The sequence below is a fragment of the Lactobacillus crispatus genome (genome assembly GCF_018987235.1).
In the GTDB taxonomy this organism is placed as follows: Bacteria; Bacillota; Bacilli; order Lactobacillales; family Lactobacillaceae; genus Lactobacillus; species Lactobacillus crispatus.
This window is the reverse complement of sequence record NZ_CP072197.1, coordinates 1,915,004-1,939,989: the sequence shown is the minus strand read 5'-3', so window position 1 is coordinate 1,939,989 and position 24,986 is coordinate 1,915,004. Positions and strand designations below refer to the sequence as shown.

Below are 24,986 nucleotides of genomic sequence, written 5' to 3'. Positions count from 1 at the left end.
TTTTCTATTATTACTATTTACAAGTCGAGTCTAACAAGATTGGACTTTTTTATTAACTAAAACGATTTAACTAGCACCACGCGTATGAAGATATGTATCCTGAGCGAGTACGGGTAATTAGCGGTGTTAATTTGCCAATGGTGCTGGAGCTTAGCCATAAGATGATCAATGCTAGCTTGAATGAAAGTACCGAAAAGGCAATTCAGATTGGTCGTAGTCAGATAGATGTTGACCAATTGGCAGCAGCCAAAGTTTAATATCAAAAAAGACGATAGCGTTGTAATGCTACCGTCTTTTTGTAACTAATTAATCTTCAATTAAATTATTGTCATTAATAAAAATATTTCTAAACTTTGCCCAACCTTTTACTAACTCAACTTGTGCAATTGAAAGTAAAGCTAGGGTAACTACGATTAACCATTGTCCAGCTGACAAACTGGTAATGTGAAATGCATCTTGCATTGCTGGGACAAAGAGAATAATACCCATGAAAAATGCAGAGATAATGAATGACACTGTTAACCATGGATTATTACCAGATGATCTTTTCCAGATGGGATCAGTATTTGAATGCTGGTTAAATGAACGAATCATTTGGGCCAATGCTAAAATACTGAAGGCCATGGTTTGTCCGACAACTTGATTGCCGGTTTCTTTACCAATGAAGTAACCAGTTAAAGTAAGCAGGGCAACAAATATTCCTTGGGTAATAACCCGAATAACTAGGTCTTTTTCGAATAAAGTACCGGCTTTAACTGGCTTGTGTTTCATAATGTTTTTACTTGCTGGGTCTACGCCAAGAGCAAGGGCAGGTAGAGTGGCTGTAGCTAAGTTAACCCACAAGATGTGTACTGCCAATAATGGCGCATCCCAGTTAAAAATAGTTGCCGCAAACAAAGTGGTAATTTCAGCAATGTTACCAACTAGCAAGAACTGAATTACTTTTTGGATGTTGCGGTAAACGCGGCGACCTTCCTTGATAGCGTGCGCAATTGTGGTAAAACTATCATCAAGCAAGATCATATCAGCCACGTCCTTAGCCACGTCTGTACCCGTTACACCCATAGCGACACCGATATCGGCAGCCTTTAAGGCAGGTGAATCGTTTACTCCGTCACCGGTCATAGCTGTTACCTCACCATTTCGCTTTAAGCTTTGAATGATGCGCAGTTTGTCAGCAGGAGAAACGCGAGCAAAAACGGTAGCCTTTTCAACAGCTTGATCTAATTCTGCATCAGACATTTGGTCTAATTCAGTTCCCGAGATTGCTAAGTCACCTGTCTGATAAATGTTTAACTTTTTCGCAATTGCCAAGGCAGTTACCTTGTGGTCACCGGTAATCATAATTGTGCGAATGCCGGCTTCACGGCAGGTTTTAACTGATGCTGCAACTTCTTTTCGTGGTGGGTCAATCATGCCGACAATCCCGATAAAAGTCAAATTATTTTCCAAGTCAGCATTTGCTTCAGGTAAGTTATCCACTATTTTGGTAGCAAATCCTAGTACTCGTAAAGCGTCAGCTTGCATTTGGTGAGACAAGTGGGCAATTTGCTTTTTGTCTTGGGGTGTAATTTTACGCACGCCATTGTCAGTCATAATGTGTGTACATAACGGCAACATTTCGTCCGTTGCACCCTTAGTGAAGACCGTTAATTGACCCTCAATTTTGTGCAATGTTGTCATCCGTTTTCTGTCCGAATCAAAGGGTTGTTCGAACAAACGGGGGAATTCTTTCTTTAAGTTAGATTGGTTAAAGCCAAGCTTTTGGGCAAAAGGAATTAGGGCTACCTCAGTTGGATCACCAATTTCTTTTTCACCGTTCAAGCTGGCATCGTTACAAAGAGCGCTAGCATAGGCCAAAGTTTGATTGGTTTTGTTTGCTGCAAGCTGATCAACTGCGTGACTTTGGCTGAAGTCATTCGTTGCTGCCTGTGTAACAGTCATTTTGTTTAAGGTTAAAGTACCAGTTTTGTCGGAACAGATGACAGTGGCGTTACCTAAGGTTTCGACTGCTGGCAACTTTTTGATCAAAGCGTTACGCTTAACCATGCGTTTAACGCCTAAGGCCATAACAATTGTCGCGGTTGCTGGCAGACCTTCTGGAATAATTGAAATTGCCAATGAGATAGCAACCAAGAATTGTGGTAAAAGTGGACGGCCATAGAAAGCACCAATTGCAAAGACCAAACTACAAATAATTAAGCCGATAATCGTTAAGACCATGCCGGCTTTAGCTAATTTGCGTTTCAATGGTGTTTGTACTTCAGTTTGATCTTCTAACATGCCAGCAATGGCACCCATTTCTGTTTGCATCCCAATTGCTGTCACGACGCCTTGACCACGACCATAAGTCACAATTGAGGAAGAAAAAGCCATATTGATGCGGTCACCAAGAGCACAATCTGGATTTAAAACAGCAGCTGCGTCTTTTTCTACCGGTACTGATTCACCAGTAAGGGATGCTTCTTGAATTTTCAAGTTAGCTGTTTCAATTAAGCGCAAATCGGCTGGAACCATGTCCCCATCATGCAAGGTAACAATATCACCAACTACTAATTCCTTGGCCGGTATGATTAATTCTTTGCCATTACGAATTACATGAGCAGTTGGCGCAGATATGTCACGTAACGCAGCTAAAGAAGACTGTGCCTTTTTTTCCTGAACTACTCCAATAATGGTATTAAGAACCACGATTGTCGCGATAATAATGGCTTCGGTATATTCGCCAAACATAGCAGATAAGAGGGCAGCTACTAATAAGATACCGATCATTGGATCAAAAATCTGCTCTTTGACCATTTGGATTACTGTTTTAGGAGGTTTAGCTGCGAGCTCGTTTAAACCAGCTTGCTGGCGTATTCGAACTTCGTCTTCAGTTAAACCAGTTTCGGTTGTTTTTGTATTTGTTAATACCTCAGACTGTTCGACAGCCCAAGGTTTTTGCCTGTGATTATCCATAGCGGACTAACCACTCCTTTCGTAAAAAAATAATGGAAAACGACCTACTAGCATAAGCCGTTCCCCATTTGAGAAACTTGTTCAGTTTTCATTTGCGTATCGGCAGCGTCATAGGCGCTTCTCGGTATGTAAATTATATAATATATAGTTTATCGCATTGTGACATATTGTCAATATAACTAATCATGGTGAAAGAGTTCTTTAATTTTTCTTAACCAATTGTCTTTAGTAGAAGGAGTAGTTTTCGTTTGTGACGCAGAGTTAGTTTGCTCTATATGCTGTTTACTGGAAAAATGTTTAACATGTTTCGCCTTTTTTGGTGCAGATGCGGACTGTTTTTTCTTAGTATTTTGATGATCATGCAATTTCATTATTTTTGGTTGCTTATTTTGGCGCACATAATAATGGTCTTCATCAGTTTGTGCTTCCATCGCAATATCGGGACGCAAATAATATAGGTCTTGACCGTCATAGCTGTTAATTAAAAAGACAAGAATATCGTGTAAATCACAAATACAGTGCCAGGCTTGCTTTTGATCTGGTTCAATTTGGTTATCGTGGACAGCAGCGTTGCCCATGCGGCGTATTTCGTCAAATAAATCCATGATCGAAAGAGGGTAATCTAGTTCATTGCGTAAATAATGTGTATTATTACGCAAATTACGGTGTTCGCCATCATGAACTGTGTAATATGGACTGAGATTTTCTAACTTAAAAATTTTTTTGATTAGACTCTCTAATAGAAGACGTGAATTTGAAATAACGTCACGATAATCATCAATTGTGTATAATTTGTGGATTTTTTCAGCGGTAGGAAAGGCTTCCTTGAAGCTGCTATTTTTTACAAAATCAAAATTTACTTCCACTGTGCAATCCCCTCCAAAATAAAATAATGCTACTAAATATAATAAGAACTTCGTCTTGATTTGTGAACAAAAGATGTTTGCTTTTTTTGATCAACTTGTTAATCTAAGTTAAAAGGATTTGTGAAAAGGTGTTTTGATCAATGAAAAAACATAAGAAAATTTGGATATCGGGAGTTATTATCCTGTTAATTGGTATTGCATGGCTAATTGGCAATTTTTATTACACTAAAGAACGTCAAATTGACCGCATTGTAGCTAAAATGCAGGATCCTAAAACTGAGCTGGCTCAGTATGTCACGGCTTCAACGCCTGATATGGATGTGACAGATAAATCGCTGAAGCCGCTTCAAAATTACTTTAAAGAGCATCACAGTGCAGCTAAACGTTTAGCCTATAATTTGCGCCATAATCGCGATCATGGTGAAATCAGACTGATTCAAGATGGACGCAATTTTTTGCTTTTTCCAAAATATAAGTTGTGGATACAAGTATATCGCCCACAGGTGAAGACCAATCACGCTAATTCAACTTTGACGGTTAACCAAAAGGATTATGGTGAAATGGAAGGTGGCAATCAGAATTACTATCAAGATTTAGGTATGGTCTTTCCTGGTCGCTATCATATATTAGTTAAATCTAAGGTTAATGGTCGCCATTTAGATGCTGATTCGATTGTTAACATTTGGTCAGATAAGACTGTTGATATGAAGATCAAAACGGCCACTTTCCAAGTGCGCAGCGTTCCTAATGGTACGATCTATATCAATGATCGTAAGGCGGGTAAATTGAACCAGCATGGTAGCTATACTTTCAAGGATTATCCGATTGCTAAGCGAATGGAAATCTATATTAAGAGTAAGGCAGATGGTCAAACTATTAAGTCCGAAAGGGTAACGGATTTGTCGCAATCGATTAGTTCAGAATTTTCTAATAGTGAGGATGACGTCACTGATTATGATGGTACTGCTGAATATCAAGGCAATGGCGAAAAAGATGTCTATCAGGATGCAGAAGGTGACTATATTGTTAACCCGATTTGGCCTGGCTTGATTAAGGTTGGGGATGCAGCAAAGCTATTGTACAACACCCTTAAGTCGCCAAATGCAGATGACTTTGAAAATGGAAAAGAAAATGCAGACTATAAGAAGATTGCTAAGCAACTAAAGGAATGGCATAAAAAGAAGAGTATCAAGAAATTAAGTGTAAAGATCAAGGTGCTCTCTGTTTTACCAGGTAAGCGTAATTATAGTCGGATTAACTATGAAGTAACCTTTATTAAAAAGTATAAAGATAAGAGTAAAAAGAAAGAACGATTGTCGTATCAAAACGCTGTTTTCCACCAAAAAGATGGCAAACAATTGATTCAGACTTTGGGCGACTGCAAGTTAATAAAAACTAAAACAAGTGACTAAAGATTAGTTAGAGTAAGACTTCCTACTGTTAAAAATAGTAGGAAGTTTTTTAATAACAGTGAAGCTATATAAAAATATTGTTTTGCAAAAATAATTAAACAAACAAAATAAGATTAGGCCCGATTCGCCTAATCTTATTTTGCTATAAATGCATTAAATTCCACTTAGGTATCTTAATTTCGCCTTTCTCACTCATTGTCATAATAGTGATTGAAGCATTCTTAGGACCTGGAACCAAAGGAATATGGTCACCATAACGATACCAGAGACTTCTAATAGTGAAGCCGTGAGTAACTAGCAGAATGTTTTCAGCGCCATCCAATTGACTGATTAATTTAAAACCATCATCAAGACGAGCCCAATATTCTTCAGCGTTTTCTGCTTGGTGATAAGGATCGGCTTCTTTAATCCAATCCTTAATAGTATCGATGCTCTCATGAGCAAACATTTCTTGCCGTGTTCCGTAGCCGTGACTGCCACCAATCATTCGCCAAGCCATTTCGGAATCCATTCCTTCGAAGTAGCCGTAGAATTGTTCTCTGAAAAATGGACTAGCGATGTGCTGCAATTCGTCTTTGTTGGCGTTATATTTCATGATGATCTCACAGGTATCACTTGCTCTCTTAAGATCACTAGACAATGCAATGTCAAAAGGTACTTCGCTTAAAGCTTTACCAGCTTCTTCAGCGCCTTCAATTCCTGGTGTAGTTAATGGTGTGTCACACCAACCTTGCATCTTATTGTAGCGATTGATATAAGTTTGACCGTGACGGACGATATAAATTCTTTTCATATTTTTCTCCTCGTAAAAAGCTCACACTTTATTGTAGAAAAAAGAGGTGAGCTTTTAAAGTTAATTATTTTCGTGGTAGATCTTTTTAACAGTTTTAATATCTTGCGGTTGAATCGTATAGATCGAACCCTTTGGGTACATGACTGAGACATTATTAGTGTGGTTTAAGCCAATTGCGTGGCCTAATTCGTGTTCAGCAGTATTAACGATTCGATTGTAACTGTAACCATACCATTCGTTTTGCAAATAGTAACGGTTCAAGTTGACCGTGGCCTTTAACAAATGTCCTGTAGCAGGGTTATAGGTAGTTGCTGTTTCTCCTGCGGCATTAGTGTCGCTATTATCGACTGTATTAATGACGATTTGAGCGTCTTTTTTATCATTTATTTGGTGAAAAGTAAAAGCACCGGTACGATTCCAAGCGTTCATTGCATTGACTGCAGCTGATCTTAGTTGAGCATTATTGCTAATATCGATATAAACCTTAGCTTCAGGATTTGACCATACACGATTGTCTGAAGAATCGTCATTTTCTGTTTTATCTGTGTCAGTTTTGATATTAGTAGTCTTTTTTTCGTTATTGGGAGAAATGGTCGTTTCGTTAGTTAGAAGTTCGTTAATTCGATAGCTAAGTGTAGCTAGGGAGTCTTGCGTTGCGATACGAATATTGGGATTGTTCTGATAAGTCCAAACGCCAAGAGCGATAAGAGCAAGCAAGAGAACATTTCTCAGTAATTTAAAAAATCTTTTCATGTATATATCACCCCAATATGTCAAGATTATAGTCTCTAAAGTTAAAGTTTTCATCAATTTTTATTTATATTTTTCTCACGAGCAGGAAAACTATTATGAAAGCGCTATTCATGGTAAAATAGTATGCGAATTTTTAAAGAAAAGGTGATTAGATGGCTACAGCCAAAACTGAAAAAAACGAAAAAGAACTTGAACAAAAGCACCTTGATAATATTATGGGTCAGATCAAGGACCGCGAAAAAACTTTAAAAAAATCTATCAAATCAGCTGAAGGCGAAGCAAGAGAGCTTAATTCACACTTTTTTGACGATGTTAAATTGGATTATGATGGTTATTCCACTTCAATGGAAACAGCACTGTCAATCCACCAGCAGCAACAATTATTGAGTGAACGTGAACATGCTTGGCAACATTCAGCTAAGCAGCTAGAGACTGTAGAGCGTTTAGAGAAGCGACCATATTTTGCTCGGGTTGATTTTAAAGAAAAAAATGAGGACCGAACAGAGACGATTTATATTGGTCTAGGTTCTTTTGCAGACAAGGACGATCACTTCTTGATCTATGACTGGCGGGCACCAATATCTTCAATTTATTATGATGGTAAATTGGGTAAAGTTTCTTACAATTCGCCTGAAGGTGAAATTACAGTTGATATGACTAAGAAACGCCAATTTATGATTGAAGATGGCAAGATTGTGAACATGTTTGACACTGATGAGTCAATCGGTGATCAAATGCTCTTGGAAGTTTTGTCAGAAAAATCATCAACGCAGATGAAGTCAATCGTAACGACGATTCAACGCGAACAAAATAAGATTATTCGAAACACCAAAGCAGATCTGCTTTTTGTCCAGGGTGCGGCAGGTTCTGGTAAAACCAGTGCGATTTTGCAGCGGATAGCCTTTTTGCTTTATCGTTATCGTGGCAACCTGACTTCAAGTGATGTAATCATGTTCAGTCCTAACCAGTTGTTTAATGACTATATTAAGAATGTTTTGCCTGAAATGGGCGAACAAAATATGGTTCAAATGACTTACTGGCAGTTTGTTGCGCGACGGTTGCCAGGTATGGAAGTTGAAAACTTATTCAGACAGTTTGAAGATCAAACCGCAGACAGCAATATTTCTAAGTTTAAGGATTCAGTTAATTTCTTTAACTTGTTGACTCGTTATGCAGAGCACTTGAATAAGCGCGGTGTTATTTTCAAGAATATTTATTTCCGTGATAAGAAGAAACCTTACTTTGATAAGGAAAAGATCAAGGAGATCTATTATTCTTTCAATGAAAATTACAAGTTGGCCAACCGAATTGATGCAACGCGTGAAGAATTGATCAAGATGTTGAATCGAAAGATTACGCCAGAAACTAAGAAGGCTTGGGTGGCACACGCTATTGAAGGAATGAGCCAATCTGAATTAAATGAGTTATATGATCGACCTGATCAAGAATTTGAGTCTGAGGCTAAGGAAGAGGCCTTTTTAGGTAGAAAAATTGTATTATCAGCCTTGAAGGGCGTGCATAAGCGTATTTTGCACAACCACTTTTTGAATATGCGAGCACAATACCTGAGCTTTTTGCGAGCTGTACCTAAGATGGTTGATCTATCTAAGTGGAATATTGATGAAAATGATTGGTTGGCTCATGTGGAAGAAGTTAAGAATAACTTTAAGCAGCACCATATTGCCATGAATGATGTTTCAGCTTACTTATATTTGTATGACATGATCACTGGTCGCAGGACTGACTTTGAGATGCGTTATGCCTTCATTGACGAAATTCAAGATTATACTCCATTTCAATTAGCTTACTTGAAGTATAATTTCCCACGGGCCAAGTTTACAATGTTGGGTGACTTGAATCAGGCTATTTTTACTAAGGATGAAAGTCGTAGCTTACTTAAGCAGATCTCTGGCTTATTTGATCCTGAAAAAACTGATGTGGTGCAATTAACGAAATCATATCGTTCAACTAAGGAATTGACCAATTTCACCAAGCAAATTTTGCGTCAAGGCGAAAAGATTGAAGCCTTTAACCGTAAAGGTCCTAAGCCTATAATTTGGGGCAGAAAAACCGATGATGAAGCAATTGATATTTTAGTTAACGTTTTGCATAATAATGAACAAAATAAGCGTACGACAGCTGTTATTACCAAAGACTTAGCTGCAGCTAAATTTGTGCATGAAGAATTAGCTAAAAAAGGTGAAAACACGACCTTAATTGCGACTGCTAATCAGCGACTAGTTGATGGTACTCTAGTTGTGCCTTCTTACTTGGCTAAGGGACTAGAATTTGATGCGGTAGTCATGTGGGATGCCTCTAAAGCTGCTTACCATAAATTGGATGAAACTCAACTTGTTTATACTATTACCTCTCGTGCAATGTATAAGCTAGATATTATTTATACTGGAGAAAAGAGTCCATTGCTTGATGTTGATCCAGATACTTATGAAGAAAAATAATTGACAAAAGTTGCTAGATCATTTAAGATTTATTCAACATTAAAAACAACTTAGAACAGAAATAGTAATACTAGTCAAAGTAATAGAGAGTCTTTGCTGGTGGAAATAAGATATTTGCTAGTATGAATCACATCTGTGAGTTGGTCTTCTGAACAAAAGTAGGAAAATCCGGGATAGCCCGTTATAGCTAAAGGTTGATTATTGAACTTATTGAGGCAAGTTGCGTGAGCAATTTGTAAACATGAGGTGGAACCGCGATTACATTCGCCCTCGTAGCCGTTTGGCTATGAGGGTTTTTCTTTTAAAATAATCAACCTAGTGAGGCATTTCTGCGTGAGCAGGTGCGAACATGAGGTGGAATCACGAGCAGTCGTCCTCTTAGGTTAATCCTAAGAGGGCTTTTTTATTAGGAAAGAAAAATGAAGGTGAGAGTATGTCATTAAAATATATTGCAGAAATTTTACCCGCTCTTTTGTCAGGAGCAGGCATGACGTTAAGTATTTTTTTCTGGACCTTAATTTTAGCAACGCCATTAGGAATTTTGGTCTCATTAGGTGAAAAAAGTAAGTTTAAACCATTACGCTGGTTGGTTAACTTTTATGTTTGGATTATGCGGGGCACGCCCTTATTATTGCAATTGATCTTTGTCTTTTATGGCTTACCAATTATTCATATCGTCTTTCCCCGCTATCAAGCAGCCTTGTTTGCTTTTATTTTGAATTATGCGGCTTATTTTGCGGAAATTTTTCGTGGCGGCTTTCAATCGATTGATGAAGGACAGTTTGAAGCAGCGAAAGTTTTGCGCTTGAATCGCTGGCAAACGATGACCAAGATCATTATTCCCCAGGTAATAAAAATTGTTTTGCCTTCAATTGGAAATGAAGTAATTAACTTAGTTAAGGATTCATCATTAGTTTATGTCATTGGCTTAGGTGATTTGCTTAGGGCAGGCAATGTAGCAATGGCTAGAGATGTAACACTGGTACCGTTAGTTTTAGTAGGTGTAATTTATCTACTGTTGATCGGTATTTGTGCTTTTGTTTTGAAAAAGCTGGAAAACCACTTTTCTTATTACAAGTAGTTGAGGTGAGAATATGTTAGAAGTGAAAAATTTGAGCAAAGAATTTAACGGTCACCAAATTTTGCGTGACATCTCCTTTACCTTGAAAGATGGAGAAATTATGACAATTGTAGGCCCATCTGGAGCGGGGAAAACCACCTTACTAAGAATTATTGCCGGTTTGGAAACAAAAGATGCCGGTGAAATTTTGATTGACGGTAAACCTTATGATTCAGGCAAGGTTGGCGTTGTTTTCCAAGATTATAATCTTTTTCCTAATTTGAACGTTTTACAAAATATCACTTTGGCACCTACTTTGGTTTTAAAAAAGAGTAAAACTGAAGCAGAGCAGGATGCACGATTATTGTTAAAACGTCTACAAATGAGTGGGCGTGAACAGCAGTATCCTTATGAGTTATCAGGTGGGCAGAAACAGCGAGTAGCTATCGCTAGAGCTTTGGCTATGAAGCCGCGGATTCTTTGTTATGATGAGCCAACTAGCGCGCTAGATCCTAATTTACGTAAAGAAGTTGAGAAAATGATTTTAAGCTTAAAAAAATCGGGTTTAACCCAGCTGATTATCACCCACGACTTGAATTTTGCAGAGAATGTGGCGGATCAGATGCTCAAGGTTCGACCGTTAAGCGAGGATTAGGCAATGAAAAAATGGATTTTAGGTATCGTCTTGGCCTTAACATTATGTTTAACTGGTTGCGAAAGCGTACAAAAAGAAGCTAATACTCAAGATACATGGAATAGGATTGCCAGCAAAAAGCAAGTGGTAGTTGGCTTAGACGATAGTTTTGTACCAATGGGCTTTGAAAAGAAAAACGGCCAATTGACGGGTTATGACATCGACTTAGCTAAGGCAGTCTTTAAACAATATGGCATTAAGGTTTCTTTTCAAACGATTGATTGGTCAATGAACGTTACAGAGCTGCGTAACGGTACGATCGACTTACTCTGGAATGGTTATAGCATTACGCCAGAACGTAAAAAGAAAGTGGCTTTTAGCAAGCCATATTTACGTAATCGCCAGGTTTTAGTTGTGAAAAAAGATAGTGACATTAGTTCATTTAAACAAATGAAGAATTATGAATTAGGAATGCAAACTGGTTCAACAGCAGAGCAGTGGTATGAAACTAAACAAGATGTGCTGCATGCTAAGAAAACAGTTTTATATGATACGATTTCTAATTCGTTCTTGGATCTGAATGCAGGACGAATTCAAGGAATTCTATTAGATGAAGTTTATGCCGACTATTATATTGCTCACATGGCTAAAAGTAGCGAATACAAGGTAATTCAGAATGATCGCGTGCCAATGGACTTGTTCGCTGTGGGGATGCGTAAGGGAGACAAAACTTTGCGCAAAAAGGTTAATGAAGGTCTGGTTAAGTTGCAAAAAAATGGTCAATTGCGCAAGCTTAATGAAAAATGGTTTGGCAGAAACAATAGTTGGTTAGGCAAGTAATATGAAGATAGATAATTTTACTTTTAAAAAGATTGATGAAATGACAGGAAGAGAATTCTATTGCGTAGAAAGGTTGCGCAACACGACTTTTGTAGCTGAGCAGAAGATAACTTTACCAGATTTAGATGATGAGGACCTAATTGCTGTTCAGGTTTATTTACTCAATCAAAAACAGACGACTGCCTTAGCGACTTGTCGTCTGTTTCAAGAAGATGGTAAATGGATGCTAGGACGCGTTGCTGTGTCAAAAGAAGCGCGCGGACAACAGCTAGGGTCGAAAATGATTACAGCTGTGCATAAATTTTTACGGCAAAATAAGATTGATGCAGTTTACTGTCACGCCCAAATGCGGGTAAAGCCTTTCTATGATAGCTTGGGCTATCAAGTTGTAGGCGAACCGTTTGATGAAGGCGGCGTAGAACATGTGATGATGAAGAGGGACTTGGCTTAGGCTAAGTCTTTTTTGATTACTGGCACGATTTGATTAACTAAAAACTCATTTCCTTGATCAGTTAAATGTTGCCCGTCGGCTTGATAATATGTCGATTTGTCTTTTAAGTTTCTCATTGCAGGTAAAATATCCACAAATTGTGCACCATGTGCCTTTGCGACTTTTTGGGCGATATTGTTAAAAAGATCGAGTCTTTCAGCACCATAATATTGAAAAATGTCACTTTCTGGATTGGGATTGCACAATCCCACAACAATGGCTTTGCCTACTGCACTAAGGATTTGAGCCAAGTTCTTTTCGTAGCTTTCTGGACTAATGCCCCAAGCTGTTGCGGCATCGTTATTGCCGTATTCAACAACAACTAGATCATGTTCTGGGGGAATTTGCTCCAAATAATCGACGCCTTCAACTGTGGTAGCACCGCTTTTAGAAATGTTTTCCACCTGTGCATAATTTTTAAGTTCTTGTTGGAATAAATTAGTTATTAGGTTTGTATTTTGACCATTACGATATCCGTTAAAAATGGAATCGCCGAATAGGATTATTTTTTTCATATTTTTAGCGCTTTCTATTATAATAAGTTAGTGTTTTAGAAGGAATATGGATACGATATATGAGAAATTATACGAGTTTTAACAGAAATGAATGGGCTAAATTAGCTCCCTTAGATAAAGTCAATATTACCAAAGAAGAATTAGCTGATATCAAGTCTTTAGGAGACGTGATTGACCTAACCGACGTGCATGAGATCTATACCAGTTTGATCAGTTACTTACACTTAGTTTACCAACAAAAAAAGAATGCGCAAAAAGCACAAATCAAATTTTTGCATAAAAGTTTTTCACCAGCTCCGTTTATCATCGGTATTTCGGGTTCGGTTGCAGTTGGCAAATCAACCACTGCGCGTTTATTACAATTGTTGCTCAGTAGAACCTATCCAGAATTAAAGGTACACTTGATGACCACGGATGGTTTTATTTACCCTAATGAGGAATTAAAACGGCGCAATTTAATGCCCCGCAAAGGTTTTCCAGAAAGCTATGATATGGCTTTACTTAGCAACTTTTTGCGTGATGTCTTGAGTGGCAAAAGCGATATTGTTTATCCGTTGTATTCTCAAGAATTAAGCGATATAGTACCTGGGAAATATGGTCATGTAAAAAATCCTGATGTATTGATTATTGAAGGAATTAATACATTGCAATTGCCCGAGAGTGGACAAGTTGTGACTAGTGACTTTTTCGATTTTTCAATTTATATTGACGCTGAAGAAGATTTGATTGAAAAATGGTACATGCAACGCTTTAGAAAAGTACTTAAATTAAATAAAAATAAGCCAGATAATTTTTACTATAAAATGGCTAATGGACCGCTGGAAGATGCAATTCAATTGGCTGAAGAAACCTGGCAGATGGTTAATCTGGTCAACTTGCGTGAATATATTGCGCCAACCAAGGAACGTGCTAGCCTGATTTTACATAAGACTGACGGACATTTGATTGATCGGATATACCTGCGGCACATCTAATTTGGTATACTAGGTATTATGAATACGATTTATTTACTGTTGATAAAAAAATTTGCTTTGCCTCCAGCGTGTTTAAACTAGTCGAAAGGTAAGTTTAAATTAAAGGGAGAAGAAATAATGGTACAAGCAATTAATTTGAAAAAAGGTATGATTTTTAGCCAAGATGGCAAGTTGATTAAGGTATTGAAGGCTAACCACCATAAGCCTGGCAAGGGTAATACTGTGATGCAAATGGATTTGCGTGATGTAAAGAGTGGTGCAGTTGTTCACAAGACCATGCGTCCAACTGAAAAGGTAGACTTAGTTGAAGTAACTAAGAAAAAGGCTCAATACCTTTACGGCGAAGGTGATACTTATACTTTCATGGATACTGATACTTATGATCAATATGAAGTTTCAGCTGATCAATTGGGTGATGACGTTAAGTTCTTGATGCCTAACATTATGGTTGATATGGACTTTACAGATGATAACAAGATTATCGGTATTGAATTGCCATCAACTGTTGAAATGACCGTTAAGGAAACACAACCAGAGATTAAGGGTGCAACTGTAGCTGGTGGTGGTAAACCTGCTACTATGGAAACTGGCTTAGTTGTGCAAGTTCCTGATTTTATCAAGAATGGCGAAAAGCTAATTATTGGTACTGAAAACGGTGATTACAAGTCACGTGCAGATAGTCAACCTAGATAAAAGATAAGAAAATAATCCTCAACTTGTGCATAAGTTGGGGATTATTTTTTGTCTAAAATTTCTGTTCAAAACATGTGCATTACTAAATATCCCGATGTCATCTACGTTGCAGAAAATGGTGCCTTAATGCGAAAACAAGAAAAGATATATTCATTACACCAATATTTTTACGATGGTGGCAATGACTTGGAAATGTTAAAAGAAATCCTCACATCTTCATTGATAATGAGAACTTCTTTTAGATTACAGCCTTTGTTCTAGCATTAATTTTTACGGTATGTTTGTGTTCACCGTGGATCATTTTAACTTTCCAAATTGAATGATTATTGTCATCAGTTAACTCCCATGAAATCGGTGTTCCTCCACTGAATTCTTTTAGGGCAATTTCATTAGCTTCTTGGCGTGAAATTGTCTTTTTTAGGTTCAAAGACGCATCTTTTTCGTAGTCATAATCAAGCACCTGCGTAGACTGACCTAGAATCTTGTTATTAGTTGCGTCAACCTGAATAGTGCAGTCTTTACGGTCATCATAACCCACTATGTCATAAACATAGATATCTTTACTTAAATTAAGCGTGATCGATTTGACTACTGCATGTGTATATAATGATTTGAATTTCTGGACGGCGGAATCCTGTGAGAGATTAATCTGTGGCAAGTTATTGCTAGAATAGCTGATCGTTTCCGGCTTAGCTGCTAAATTAGTAGTTCGAATGGTAAAGTTACTTACTTTTGACGACTGATTATTTAGATAGATCGTTGTCCCAATTATTCCAACAAGTAACCCAGTGATAATGCTGCTGGTAATGATAAAAAATTTTCTCATGAATTCCACCTCGTTATTATGTTCTATATGTTTACTGATATTATATATTACATAACCACAAAGTGACAGTTTATCACTAGGTGCTTTAAATTTTCTTATGGCTTTTGGTACAAAAATGCAATATTTTTACACGAAAAGAAAAATTAATGCTAAAAGCGCGGGTAGCATTTGTACTAGGAAGATTTTTTTAGTTGCAGTGAATCCGCCATAAATTGCTACTATGACAATCAAACTTAGAATTAATTTCCATACGTTAAAAAGAATAGGGATAGGAAAAATAAAGAAAGCAACGATCAAAATTACACCCAACATCCCATTGTAGATACCTTGGTTAGCTAGTGAAACTTGAGCAGCTTCTTGTTTAACAAAATTGATATCCATGTCGAAAGCCTTAGCTTGTTGTTCAGGTTTACCAAACATTTCTAAGAAACAGATACCGATATGCTCAATAGCCACGATAAATGTTAGGATTGTTCCAATAAGTGTGAAAAGAGTGTAAGGACCATATTTTATAATTTCCATAAAAATTCCTCCAAATATTTTTCTATAATTATACAATAGATTTTTGTTGACAATCGTGATCGAATAAATTATGATTATTCTTATCAAAAGTAAGAAGGAGGATGAATCACATGTTTAAGCGTCAAATGCAATGTCAATACACTGAATGTTGTTGTACAAACAGCATTTGTTTGACATGCTCTGATGTGGTGGTTCATCTTAAGACTATTACTGATTAACTAGTTAAAAAGTTGTGGTTCTTAATGGGATGTATTCCGTGTTGGAGTACATCCCATTTTTTTGTTTGAGAAAGGAAAATTTATGTCGAAACTAAAGGGAGTTTTAGCAGGAGTCGTTACTATTTCATTAGGAATGCTTCTTGCAGCATGTGGTAATGGCAATAGCAGTAGTAAGTCGGCAGCTCAAAGTGGCACTTTAAATTTAAGCACCACAGCTCCATTAGATACTATTGATATCAGTAAGTCTACCGGATTTGGTCAAACTGGCAATGTATTCGAAAGTTTTTATCGTCTTGGTAAAAATGGTAAGCCAACAGCCGGCTTAGCTAAAACTGGGACCGTATCTAAAGATGGTAAGACCTGGACGTTTAAGATACGTGATTCTAAGTGGTCCAATGGTGATCCGATTGTAGCGCAGGACTTTGTTTATTCTTGGAGAAGAAGCTTGAATCCTAAGACCGCTTCTCCGTATGCCTATCTTTTTAGTGGCGTGAAGAATGCTGACGCAATCATTGCAGGAAAGAAATCACCTAATGCATTAGGAATTTCTGCACCGGATAAAAAGACAGTAGTGGTTAAGTTAAATCGCCCGATCGCTTACTTTAGAGTATTGATGGCTTATCCACTATTTGGGCCGCAAAACGAAAAAGTTGTGAAAAAGTATGGCAATAGATACGCAACCAAGGCTCAGTACCAAGTCTACTCAGGTCCTTTCAAGATTAAAGGATGGAATGGAACTAATGATACCTGGTCATTTGTTAAGAATAATGATTACTGGGACAAGAAGGTAGTCAAGTTGAACAAGATTAATTATCAGGTAGTTAAGTCCAACAATACAGGCTATCAAATGTACCAACAAGGTAAGCTGGATTTAACGCCACTTTCAAGTGAACAAGTTAAGAACTTGAAGAGTAATCAGGACTTTACTCAATATCCATATTCACTTGTTAGATTCTTACTTTACAATTTTAAAGACAAAAATCAGATTAATCGTGCAGCTTTAAACAATAAAAATATTCGTTTAGCTTTATCACTTTCAATTGATCGCGATGTTGTAACCAAAAAAGTTTTAGGCAATGGTTCAACTTTGCCAACAGGTTTTGTGGCAAATGACTTAGCTTCAAATCCTAAAACAGGTATAGATTTTGCTAAAGAACAAGCAGTGAAAAATACAGTTGATTATAATCCAGCTCTAGCCAAGAAATATTGGCAAAAGGGATTACAGGAGATTGGCCAAAAGAGTTTGACTTTTGATGTTTTATCTTCAAATGATGAAACAGACAGTGATCAATTGACCCAATATTTGCAGTCACAATGGACCAAAGAATTGAAGGGAATCAAGATAAATATTACCAATATTCCTGATAAATCAACCACCAGTCGAGCACAGCAAGGCAACTTTGACATTTATCTATCACATTGGGGCGGCGACTTTAACGATCCAATGACCTTTATGCAAATTCCAATGACTGGCACTTCATATAATTATGGTAAGTGGTCTAATTCTACATACGATAATTTGGTTAAAAAAGCTGGTAATGAAGATGCAAACAATCCAGAAAAGCGGTGGAATGATTTAGTTAAGGCGGCTAAGATCGTAAACGGCAATCAGGCAATTACACCAATATATCAACAAACAACTGCATATTTACAAAATAAGCGTGTTCACGGCCTTATTCATAATACTGCTGGTACACAATGGTCATATAAATATGCTTATGTAGATTAAAGGAGAAGGGAGTAATCCCATTTTTCTTTTTTTATCTTTATTGTTGCAATTACAACAAAATTTAATATAATAATTTCTAAGGTGAAAAAAATGAAAGAAGATATTTTACGTCAAATTGGCACAATTGCGCGGGCACTTGATTCGATTGCTAACATTGAATTTAAAGAAATGCAATTAAATCGGGGACAATATTTATATCTGGTGCGGATTAAGGAAAATCCAGGGATTATCTCGGATCATTTAGCTGGGATGCTTAATGTTGACCGGACAACGACAGCCCGCAGCATTAAAAAGCTAGAGCAAAATCAACTAATTAAGAAAGAAAACGATGCAGAGAATAAAAAGATTAAGCATCTGTTTGTGACTGATTTAGGTAAGCGACTAGCAATAAAAATTGAAAAAGAAAATACTTACTCAAATGAACTAGTTTTATCAGGATTAAGTTTAAAGCAAAGAGCGGAATTAACTGCTTTACTAAAGGTTGTAGAAGACAATGCCAGCGAAAACTGGCGCTTTGTTAAAAATGGTGGAAAGAGGGAATATTGATGGATTATACAATTAAGCCTATTACTACAAGTGATGTTGAAAAATTACAGAAAGTTTCACGTGAAACTTTTAAGGCGACTTTTGATCCTTACACTGCACCAAATGATATGGCACGCTTTTTGGAAGAAGATTATGAAACAGTAAAGTTAGTCAAAGAAATTGAAAATCCGAATAGTCGTTTTTACTTTTTAATGGTGCAGAATGAAATAGCAGGCTATTTGAAAATCAATGTTGGGGATGCACAGACAGAACATTTGCGTGAGAATGCCTTAGAGGTGGAACGAATTTATTTGCGTTCTAGTTTTCAACATCGCGGCTTAGGAAATGTGTTGCTTGATTTTGCGGAAAAAACGGCGCGTGAAGAAGGTAAGGATTATATGTGGTTGGGTGTTTATGAAAAAAATGTGCCAGCACAGCATTTTTATAAGCGGCATGGTTTTAGTAAAGTGAGTCAACACACTTTCCAAGTGGGGAGTGACCCACAAACTGATTGGCTGTTAGTGAAGAAATTGACCAGAAATTAAACATACGAAAAGGCACAACTTGAAGAATAATGTTGTGCCTTTTTCTATGTGTTCTTATTCGTTAATCATCGTGTTCAGTTAAAATAATCTCCCTAGTATGGGCGTTGATTTTAACGTCTGTTTCTTGATGACCATTTTTAACTGTAACTTCCCAGTATGTTTTACCGGTATCTTCATCTTGTTCTAGTTTCCATTCCTCACTAGTACCTTTAACGTGTTCTTCTGCAATGCGGCTAGCGTCGTCACGGCTAATGGCACCTCTGAGGGCCAAGGCCTTTTGATTGCGATCATCATGATCTAATTTTTCTGAATGAACGTGGCCAATTTGACCAGTTTCTGCATTGATATTAACAGAGTATTCATTGGTTGAATCGAATCCCTCGATTTCGTAAAGGTAATGATTACCTTCACGACTTAATTCAATACTTTTAAGCTGCTTACCACTAAATTGTTTTTGAAATTTGTCAATGGCCTCTTGTTGGCTTAATTTGATTTGAATATTATCTTTTCGAGATTGTTTGCTCACTGCTGACTCAGAATTGTGTGTAACTTTTGAGGAAGTAACACTTTTTTGAGTAGTCGTCGCAGTGTCGTTTTGCTTAGAACAAGCTACTACTGTTGTTAATAAAGTTGCGCTTAGTAGTGCGACACTTGTAAGTTTAGTAAATTTCATTCTATGTCCTCTCGTAATTAATCACGGTCAACACTAATTACTTTTTTAGTAATTGCGTTAACCTTAACTTCACTTTTTTGGCCATTCTTACTGATGGTTACTTCCCAGACATGCTTTGAACCTTCCCGGTCTAATGACCATTCAACTGCCTTTCCAGCTACTCTTTTTTGAGCAATTTTAGTAGCAGTAGAGCGAGAAATTGTCTTGCTTAAGCTTAAAGCCTTTTTGCCACGTTCATCGCGATCTAATTTTTCGGAATGCGATGAGATAGTTTTGCCAGTTGAAGCATTGATTTTCATTTCATATTCCTTGCTTGAAGTGAAACCTTCAATGTCGTAAACGTAGCGACCATTTTCTTTATCTAAACTGATTGATTCAATCTTGGCAGTCTTGAACTTTGCCTTAAACTTTTTAACAGCTGTATTTTGTGAAACCTTAATTTTGCTTGAAACAGCTTGCACAACATTAGTTTCGTTAGCTAAATTTATTGTAGCAATTGCGGCAGTTCCTAAGCCGAGTAATGCTGCACCGGTAATAGTAATTTTCTTTAAGTTAATAGTCTTCATAAAAAATTCTCCTCTAAAATCGTTAATAATTTTTGTTTTGCTTTACTTGATATATTTATCTTACTAGGTAAGCGGCTTAAAAAAACTAAGATTTAATAGAGTTTAAATGAAGATTTCTTCATTTTTCTAGTGGAAGAGAAACTGTGAAGACTGTTCCTTGAGGAGCGTTATCTGTAACTTTAATTTGTCCATGATACTTATCAACTTCAGCTTTGACAATTGCCAAGCCTAAGCCAGATCCTTTAATTTTACTCGAATGAGAAGTGTCTTCACGATAAAAACGTTGAAATATTTTTTCGAGATTTTTCGCTGCAATACCGATGCCGTGATCTGCTACTTGAAAGAGTATTTGATTTTCTTTTTGAGTTAATGAGATGTTAATATCGCTATGTTCAGGCGAATATTTAGCAGCGTTTTCCACTAAATTATGCACAATGTTTCTAAAATCTGTTGGATTGATGAGGAAAAATAGTTCTTGCGGCATGTCAGTGTGTATTTTATGTGGATAAACTGCTTGAATTTCAGCGGTTATTTCATTAATAATTTTCACCAAATTAGTTTGCGTTAAATTGGTATTTCTCTCTATTCTGCCTAAAGCGAGTAGGTCATTAATTAAGCCTTCCATCTTTTTGGATTCAACGTCAATATAATCTAATGATTTGGGGATGATTTCAGGTTTATCTTTTCCATGTCGTCTGATTAGGTTAACATGACCGCGAATTGCAGCGATCGGAGTTTTTAGTTCATGCGAGGCATCACTAACAAATTGTTGTTCCCGCTGTAAAGCCTTATTTTGAAAAGTAAGCAAATTATTAAATGATTTAGCAAGCTGTTTAATTTCAAGTGGTTGATTAGGAACTGTAATTTTAGTTGTAGCCCCATCTTTTTGAATATCTTGAATTTCACTATTCATTGTTTGAATTGGACGGCTCCATTTATGTGATAAACGTCGAATAAGTGGGATACTAATCAAAATAGCGGCTAAGTTAATAATTAACATTGTGCAAAATAGCCAAATAATTAAATGAAATAACCTATCAATGTTTAGAGCAACATTGATTTTAAAATTATGCTTTTGCTCATCTTTTAAAAAGTAAATGTGCTTGTTTGAATAAACTAAATTTTGATAGTGTCTCTGCTCGTTAATATACTTAAAAGTTTCATGCGCATCTTCAGAGTAGTAAGTTTTGCCATGTGGCGTAGTCAGAGTAATCGCATCGCTGTCTTGCTTGGCTAAATATGCGTCTAGCATTGCCGACCAATCATATTGTGAATCTAGATTATCTTTAACAGCTCTAACAACCTGCTCACTTTGTCGTTCAGCTTGATAATAGATGTAAGCAGAAGAAATAATTAAGAAAGCTACATTGACTAATATTAAAATAGCTACAAATAGCTTTACGAATAAGTATGTTAATTGTTGGGTAGTTGATTTAGGATCAGCTTTTTTCATGATTATCATCTAATTTTCTCAAACAATAGCCCAAGCCGCGCATGGTTTTGATGATTTTCTTATAGGGCTCGCCTATTTTATTGCGAATAGTTCGAATATAAACATCAACAGTATTGGTTTGACCAACAAAGTCATATCCCCAGACTGTATCAAGCAACTCGTCACGACTTTTGACTTTTTCGGGGTCCCGCATTAGTTCAGTGATTAAGGCAAATTCCTTAGGAGTAAGATAAATTTGCTCGGTGTCACAGTAAAATTCGTGCTTAAGCAGATCAATTTTTAATGGGCCAAATTCTAGGGAAGTATCAGGGACGTCATTTTGCTGCCGCATTTTTTCCAGTCTTCGCAAGACTACCCGAATTCGTGCCAGCAATTCCTCGATTTCAAATGGTTTGGTGATGTAGTCGTCTAGTCCCTGATCAAGAGCAGAGCTTATATCAGAAGCAGAGTTTTTGGCAGTGAGCATAATAATCGGCACATCACTTTGCTTGCGGATTCGCCGTAACACGGTCATGCCATCATATACCGGCAACATCCAATCAAGCAAAATTAAAGTTGGCTTTTCTTGAGTAAAAAGTTCTAATGCTTTTTTGCCGTCTTCAGCCCAAACAACTTGGTAATCCTCAAATTCTAATTCAGTTTTGACGAAGCTAGCGACGCTTTCTTCATCCTCAACTAGCAGAATTTTGACATCTTTTTCATCCATATCATTTTCCTTAAAAATAAAAGGCCGGAAATCGATTCCAGCCTGAATATCTGTTAATTAATTTTCGCCCTTAAATGTACCATTTTCTACTTCACGAATAAAGTCAGCTAAGTGCTTATAATATACGTCAGGGTTGTCAACCATGTGGTGGTGACCACCGTCAGGTGTAGTTACTAAGCGTGAGTTAGGAATCTTCTTTTGCATAATCTTAGCAGTTGAAATTGGCATAGTTTCGTTTTCACCAAAGGTTAATAGGGTTGGCACCTTGATCTTGTGTAATTGATCTCTGAAATGCCAGTCTTTTAATTTACCAGTAATTACGAATTCATTGTCGCCTTGGAAAGCGTTGTAAACAGCGGTTCCACCAATGTCTTTTAAGTGGTAAAGCTTAGATGGTTGCTTTCGGTCAACGAAATTAATGTTTAAAATTTGTACGTCATCTTGATAGCGTTGATTATCATAGTCGTTGTTCTTTTCACATTCGTGCATGAAGTCGATTTCGGTTTGTGGTAAAACTTCTTGGCGTCTTCTGTTAACTGAAGCAACGTACTCATCGATTTCATCAACCATTGAGGAGATAATTGCACCTTTCAAGTGTTGACCATATTTAACGGCGTATTCTTGAACTAATAGACCACCCCAGCTTTGACCGATTAAATAAATGTTATCAAGTCCTAACTTTTCACGGACTTCGTCAACCTCATCTAAGAAATATTCGTAGGTTAAATATTTCTTGGCAATTTCAGGATCAGAGTAGTCAGGCTGATCTGAATAAAGCGAACCAAGCTGATCGTACATAGTAACTTGCACGTTCAAGCCTTGCTTTTTCAATTGTTCTGCAGTGTCTTCCCAATATTCGTGATTGCCGCCAGGACCACCATGCAAAGCTAGAAGATGAATGTCGCCTTCACCTTGGGTGTTGGTCCATAAGTGATAACCGTTGTCTAAAGTAATAATTTTAGTACCAGTCTTCATTAAAAGTTCCTTTCTGCTTTTCATTAAAAATTAAAATGTTTACTCTAATTATCGTATCTAATTGAGAAAAAGACAAGCTAGCGGGTATAATGTTTCTAACGGGATAGAAAAGGAGAAATTAATGAGCCTGAAGTACGCTAAAAAAAGCCAAATTATTAGCTATACCATTTTGGCCGCAATCAAGGCCTGCAACATCGTCTTTGTAGCTTATATGGTACAAATTATGTTGAATGTTGCTTCGTCAGGATCACATGATTATCTGCATTTGATTCGCCTGGCTGCTTTGACTGCCTTAGGTCAGATGTGTTTTATGGCCAGTAACTTTGTCTATGAAACGGTAAAGATGGGCATTATTCGTGACGTGAATATGACCTTTAAGCGCGCTAACTTGCGTTATTTGGTTGATCAAGGTGAGCCTGATATCAAGAGCGGTTTATCACTGATGACCAACGATTTAAAACAGATTGAAACTAATCGGATAACGGCACAATTGGATATGATTTTCCAAGGTTTGTCGTTTTTCGGGGCAATTACTTTTGCTCTTTATAGTTCATGGCAGATGACCCTAGTATTTTTGATTGCTACGCTTGCGCCAGCATTAGTTCAAATGCTTACCAGTCCTATCATTACACGTAAGTCCAAGATTTGGGCAACGACTAACGCTAACTATACGCAAAATGTGTCCGATTCATTAAATGGGGCACAGGCTACCAAGCTTTATAACGTGCGCACCAACATCGTTACACGAGCAGCTGGTGCGGCCCAGGCAATGGAGAACGCTCTGCGTAATATGGCATTGACTCAAGCTTGGGCACTAGAATTAATTTATTCAGCTGCTGAATTGTTTTGCTTCATCGTACCATGTACTATTGGCGGTATTATGATGATGCAGGGAAATTTAAAGGTGGGTACATTAGTAATGATCGTCGATTTGGCCTTGAACTTTATCACGCCAATCGTGACTCTTTTTAACGAATTTAACCAAGTCAAGTCGACTGTGCCAATGTGGGAAAAAAACCAGCGCGCTTTGCATCACGTGCTGAAAGATGATAAGCAGAAGATCGATCATTTTGATGGTATGGAGGTTGAACAACTATCTTATGTTACAAGTAGTGATCACAAACGCATCTTTGAGAATGTGAACTTAACAGTTAAGCCGGGTGAAAAAGTTCTATTGATGGCGCCAAGTGGTTGGGGCAAGACCACCTTGCTTCGCTTGCTATTAGGTTTGAGAAAGCCCAAAGACGGTAAAATTTTGATCAATGGTACGGATGTAACGGGAAACTGGGATGCTGCCCACAATTATTTTTCCTATGTTAATCAAAAGCCATTCATGTTTGATGATACATTGCGTTTCAACATTACGTTAGGACGTAAAGTGAGTGACGAGCATTTGAAAGAAGTTATTCATGAGTCTGGATTAGACGAATTAGTAAAAGAACAAGGGCTGGATAAGGCTGTTGGTGAAAACGGTAGTGGTTTGTCAGGTGGACAAATCCAAAGAGTAGAAATTGCCCGTGCGCTTTTATCAGATCGGCCGATTTTGCTAGCTGATGAAGCGACAAGTGCACTTGACCCGAACTTGTCGTTAGGCATTCATAAGACTCTGTTGAAGAATCCACGTATTGCTGTTATTGAGGTGGCTCATAAGATTTCACCAGAAGAAAAAGCGATGTTTGACGTGATCATTCATTTGGACACTCATACAATTGAGACAAAGATGTAAAGAGTTGATCGTTGATCAGCTCTTTTTATATAAAATAATATATAATTTAGCTAGCGAAAATATTTTATAAAATAT

At 37.3% G+C, this 24,986-nt stretch carries 26 protein-coding genes and 1 other annotated feature; of the genes, 14 read left to right on the top strand and 12 right to left on the bottom strand.

What is annotated here, in order from left to right; genetic code table 11:
- Positions 1-92: 92 nt before the first annotated feature.
- On the top strand, positions 93-257 hold the full coding sequence (locus J6L97_RS09405) for a PTS sugar transporter subunit IIA (RefSeq protein ID WP_223876343.1): 165 nt from the start codon (positions 93-95) through the stop codon (positions 255-257).
- Positions 258-306: 49 nt separating this feature from the next.
- Here J6L97_RS09405 and J6L97_RS09400 read toward each other — a convergent pair whose 3' ends face one another.
- Both J6L97_RS09400 and J6L97_RS09395 read right to left on the bottom strand, forming a co-directional pair.
- Positions 307-2,958, bottom strand: coding sequence for a calcium-translocating P-type ATPase, PMCA-type (locus tag J6L97_RS09400; RefSeq protein ID WP_057726747.1), 2,652 nt, complete (start codon positions 2,956-2,958; stop codon positions 307-309).
- Positions 2,959-3,137: 179 nt separating this feature from the next.
- On the bottom strand, positions 3,138-3,824 hold the full coding sequence (locus tag J6L97_RS09395; RefSeq protein WP_057726746.1) for a DUF4145 domain-containing protein: 687 nt from the start codon (positions 3,822-3,824) through the stop codon (positions 3,138-3,140).
- A gap of 140 nt (positions 3,825-3,964) precedes the next feature.
- On the opposite strand from J6L97_RS09395, the gene J6L97_RS09390 reads away from it, so the two are divergent.
- Positions 3,965-5,236 carry a TcaA 3rd/4th domain-containing protein gene (locus tag J6L97_RS09390; protein ID WP_005718273.1) on the top strand — a complete coding sequence of 424 codons (1,272 nt, stop codon included), beginning with the start codon at positions 3,965-3,967 and terminating at the stop codon, positions 5,234-5,236.
- Positions 5,237-5,378: 142 nt separating this feature from the next.
- Here J6L97_RS09390 and J6L97_RS09385 read toward each other — a convergent pair whose 3' ends face one another.
- A complete protein-coding gene (locus J6L97_RS09385; protein ID WP_005718274.1) occupies positions 5,379-6,029 on the bottom strand; it encodes a histidine phosphatase family protein in 651 nt (216 codons plus the stop codon).
- A gap of 60 nt (positions 6,030-6,089) precedes the next feature.
- A complete protein-coding gene (locus tag J6L97_RS09380) occupies positions 6,090-6,782 on the bottom strand; it encodes a M57 family metalloprotease (protein WP_005727351.1) in 693 nt (230 codons plus the stop codon).
- Between the two features lie 152 nt (positions 6,783-6,934).
- Between J6L97_RS09380 and helD the strand changes: the two genes are divergently transcribed.
- The 5 genes from helD (at position 6,935) to J6L97_RS09355 (ending at position 12,226) form a co-directional block, all read left to right on the top strand.
- On the top strand, positions 6,935-9,241 hold the full coding sequence (gene helD, locus J6L97_RS09375; RefSeq protein WP_057726745.1) for an RNA polymerase recycling motor HelD: 2,307 nt from the start codon (positions 6,935-6,937) through the stop codon (positions 9,239-9,241).
- A 42-nt stretch (positions 9,242-9,283) separates the two neighbouring features.
- Positions 9,284-9,516, top strand: a binding site (T-box leader).
- 158 nt (positions 9,517-9,674) lie between these two features.
- A complete protein-coding gene (locus tag J6L97_RS09370) occupies positions 9,675-10,322 on the top strand; it encodes an amino acid ABC transporter permease (protein ID WP_057726744.1) in 648 nt (215 codons plus the stop codon).
- 13 nt (positions 10,323-10,335) lie between these two features.
- Positions 10,336-10,956, top strand: a complete 621-nt coding sequence (locus tag J6L97_RS09365) for an amino acid ABC transporter ATP-binding protein (RefSeq protein WP_023488342.1) — start codon at positions 10,336-10,338, stop codon at positions 10,954-10,956.
- A 3-nt stretch (positions 10,957-10,959) separates the two neighbouring features.
- Entirely contained in the window at positions 10,960-11,775 is an 816-nt protein-coding gene (locus J6L97_RS09360; RefSeq protein ID WP_057726743.1) for an amino acid ABC transporter substrate-binding protein, read from the top strand.
- A gap of 1 nt (position 11,776) precedes the next feature.
- Entirely contained in the window at positions 11,777-12,226 is a 450-nt protein-coding gene (locus tag J6L97_RS09355; RefSeq protein ID WP_054832839.1) for a GNAT family N-acetyltransferase, read from the top strand.
- On the opposite strand, the gene J6L97_RS09350 is transcribed toward J6L97_RS09355, so the two are convergent.
- Entirely contained in the window at positions 12,223-12,780 is a 558-nt protein-coding gene (locus J6L97_RS09350) for an SGNH/GDSL hydrolase family protein (protein ID WP_057726742.1), read from the bottom strand. The genes J6L97_RS09355 and J6L97_RS09350 overlap by 4 nt on opposite strands.
- A gap of 59 nt (positions 12,781-12,839) precedes the next feature.
- Between J6L97_RS09350 and coaA the strand changes: the two genes are divergently transcribed.
- The 3 genes from coaA (at position 12,840) to J6L97_RS09335 (ending at position 14,708) form a co-directional block, all read left to right on the top strand.
- Positions 12,840-13,754 (top strand): type I pantothenate kinase, encoded by a 915-nt coding sequence (gene coaA / locus J6L97_RS09345; RefSeq protein ID WP_013086830.1) that lies wholly within the window; start codon positions 12,840-12,842, stop codon positions 13,752-13,754.
- Between the two features lie 117 nt (positions 13,755-13,871).
- Positions 13,872-14,447: an elongation factor P gene (gene efp / locus J6L97_RS09340; RefSeq protein WP_005723909.1), complete on the top strand. Its 576-nt coding sequence runs from the start codon at positions 13,872-13,874 to the stop codon at positions 14,445-14,447.
- A 48-nt stretch (positions 14,448-14,495) separates the two neighbouring features.
- Positions 14,496-14,708 (top strand): hypothetical protein, encoded by a 213-nt coding sequence (locus tag J6L97_RS09335; RefSeq protein WP_068813322.1) that lies wholly within the window; start codon positions 14,496-14,498, stop codon positions 14,706-14,708.
- Here the strand turns inward: J6L97_RS09335 and J6L97_RS09330 are convergent.
- Positions 14,686-15,273 carry a PepSY domain-containing protein gene (locus J6L97_RS09330; protein WP_057726741.1) on the bottom strand — a complete coding sequence of 196 codons (588 nt, stop codon included), beginning with the start codon at positions 15,271-15,273 and terminating at the stop codon, positions 14,686-14,688. The genes J6L97_RS09335 and J6L97_RS09330 overlap by 23 nt on opposite strands.
- Before the next feature lie 126 nt (positions 15,274-15,399).
- Positions 15,400-15,795 (bottom strand): DUF1304 domain-containing protein, encoded by a 396-nt coding sequence (locus J6L97_RS09325; RefSeq protein ID WP_013086828.1) that lies wholly within the window; start codon positions 15,793-15,795, stop codon positions 15,400-15,402.
- Positions 15,796-16,095: 300 nt separating this feature from the next.
- Here J6L97_RS09325 and J6L97_RS09320 point away from each other — a divergent pair, with 300 nt between their 5' ends.
- From J6L97_RS09320 to J6L97_RS09310, 3 genes are all read left to right on the top strand, one after another.
- Positions 16,096-17,742 carry a peptide ABC transporter substrate-binding protein gene (locus J6L97_RS09320; RefSeq protein ID WP_057726740.1) on the top strand — a complete coding sequence of 549 codons (1,647 nt, stop codon included), beginning with the start codon at positions 16,096-16,098 and terminating at the stop codon, positions 17,740-17,742.
- Positions 17,743-17,832: 90 nt separating this feature from the next.
- Complete coding sequence (locus J6L97_RS09315; protein ID WP_005723920.1) at positions 17,833-18,288, top strand: MarR family winged helix-turn-helix transcriptional regulator; 456 nt, start codon at positions 17,833-17,835, stop codon at positions 18,286-18,288.
- The gene (locus tag J6L97_RS09310; RefSeq protein WP_057726739.1) at positions 18,288-18,812 is read left to right on the top strand and encodes a GNAT family N-acetyltransferase; all 525 of its coding nucleotides are present in this window, start codon (positions 18,288-18,290) and stop codon (positions 18,810-18,812) included. The genes J6L97_RS09315 and J6L97_RS09310 overlap by 1 nt, the downstream gene beginning before the upstream one ends.
- Before the next feature lie 61 nt (positions 18,813-18,873).
- On the opposite strand, the gene J6L97_RS09305 is transcribed toward J6L97_RS09310, so the two are convergent.
- The 5 genes from J6L97_RS09305 to J6L97_RS09285 all read right to left on the bottom strand — a co-directional run bounded on the left by J6L97_RS09305 (position 18,874) and on the right by J6L97_RS09285 (position 23,185).
- Positions 18,874-19,485, bottom strand: a complete 612-nt coding sequence (locus tag J6L97_RS09305) for a PepSY domain-containing protein (protein WP_057726738.1) — start codon at positions 19,483-19,485, stop codon at positions 18,874-18,876.
- Positions 19,486-19,502: 17 nt separating this feature from the next.
- Positions 19,503-20,051 (bottom strand): PepSY domain-containing protein, encoded by a 549-nt coding sequence (locus tag J6L97_RS09300; RefSeq protein WP_013086824.1) that lies wholly within the window; start codon positions 20,049-20,051, stop codon positions 19,503-19,505.
- A gap of 118 nt (positions 20,052-20,169) precedes the next feature.
- On the bottom strand, positions 20,170-21,504 hold the full coding sequence (locus tag J6L97_RS09295; protein WP_191088330.1) for a sensor histidine kinase: 1,335 nt from the start codon (positions 21,502-21,504) through the stop codon (positions 20,170-20,172).
- Positions 21,491-22,210 carry a response regulator transcription factor gene (locus tag J6L97_RS09290; protein ID WP_057726736.1) on the bottom strand — a complete coding sequence of 240 codons (720 nt, stop codon included), beginning with the start codon at positions 22,208-22,210 and terminating at the stop codon, positions 21,491-21,493. The genes J6L97_RS09295 and J6L97_RS09290 overlap by 14 nt, the downstream gene beginning before the upstream one ends.
- 57 nt (positions 22,211-22,267) lie before the next feature.
- Positions 22,268-23,185: a prolyl aminopeptidase gene (locus J6L97_RS09285; RefSeq protein WP_005722412.1), complete on the bottom strand. Its 918-nt coding sequence runs from the start codon at positions 23,183-23,185 to the stop codon at positions 22,268-22,270.
- Between the two features lie 121 nt (positions 23,186-23,306).
- Between J6L97_RS09285 and J6L97_RS09280 the strand changes: the two genes are divergently transcribed.
- Entirely contained in the window at positions 23,307-24,911 is a 1,605-nt protein-coding gene (locus tag J6L97_RS09280; RefSeq protein ID WP_057726735.1) for an ATP-binding cassette domain-containing protein, read from the top strand.
- The last annotated feature ends 75 nt before the right edge of the window (positions 24,912-24,986 follow it).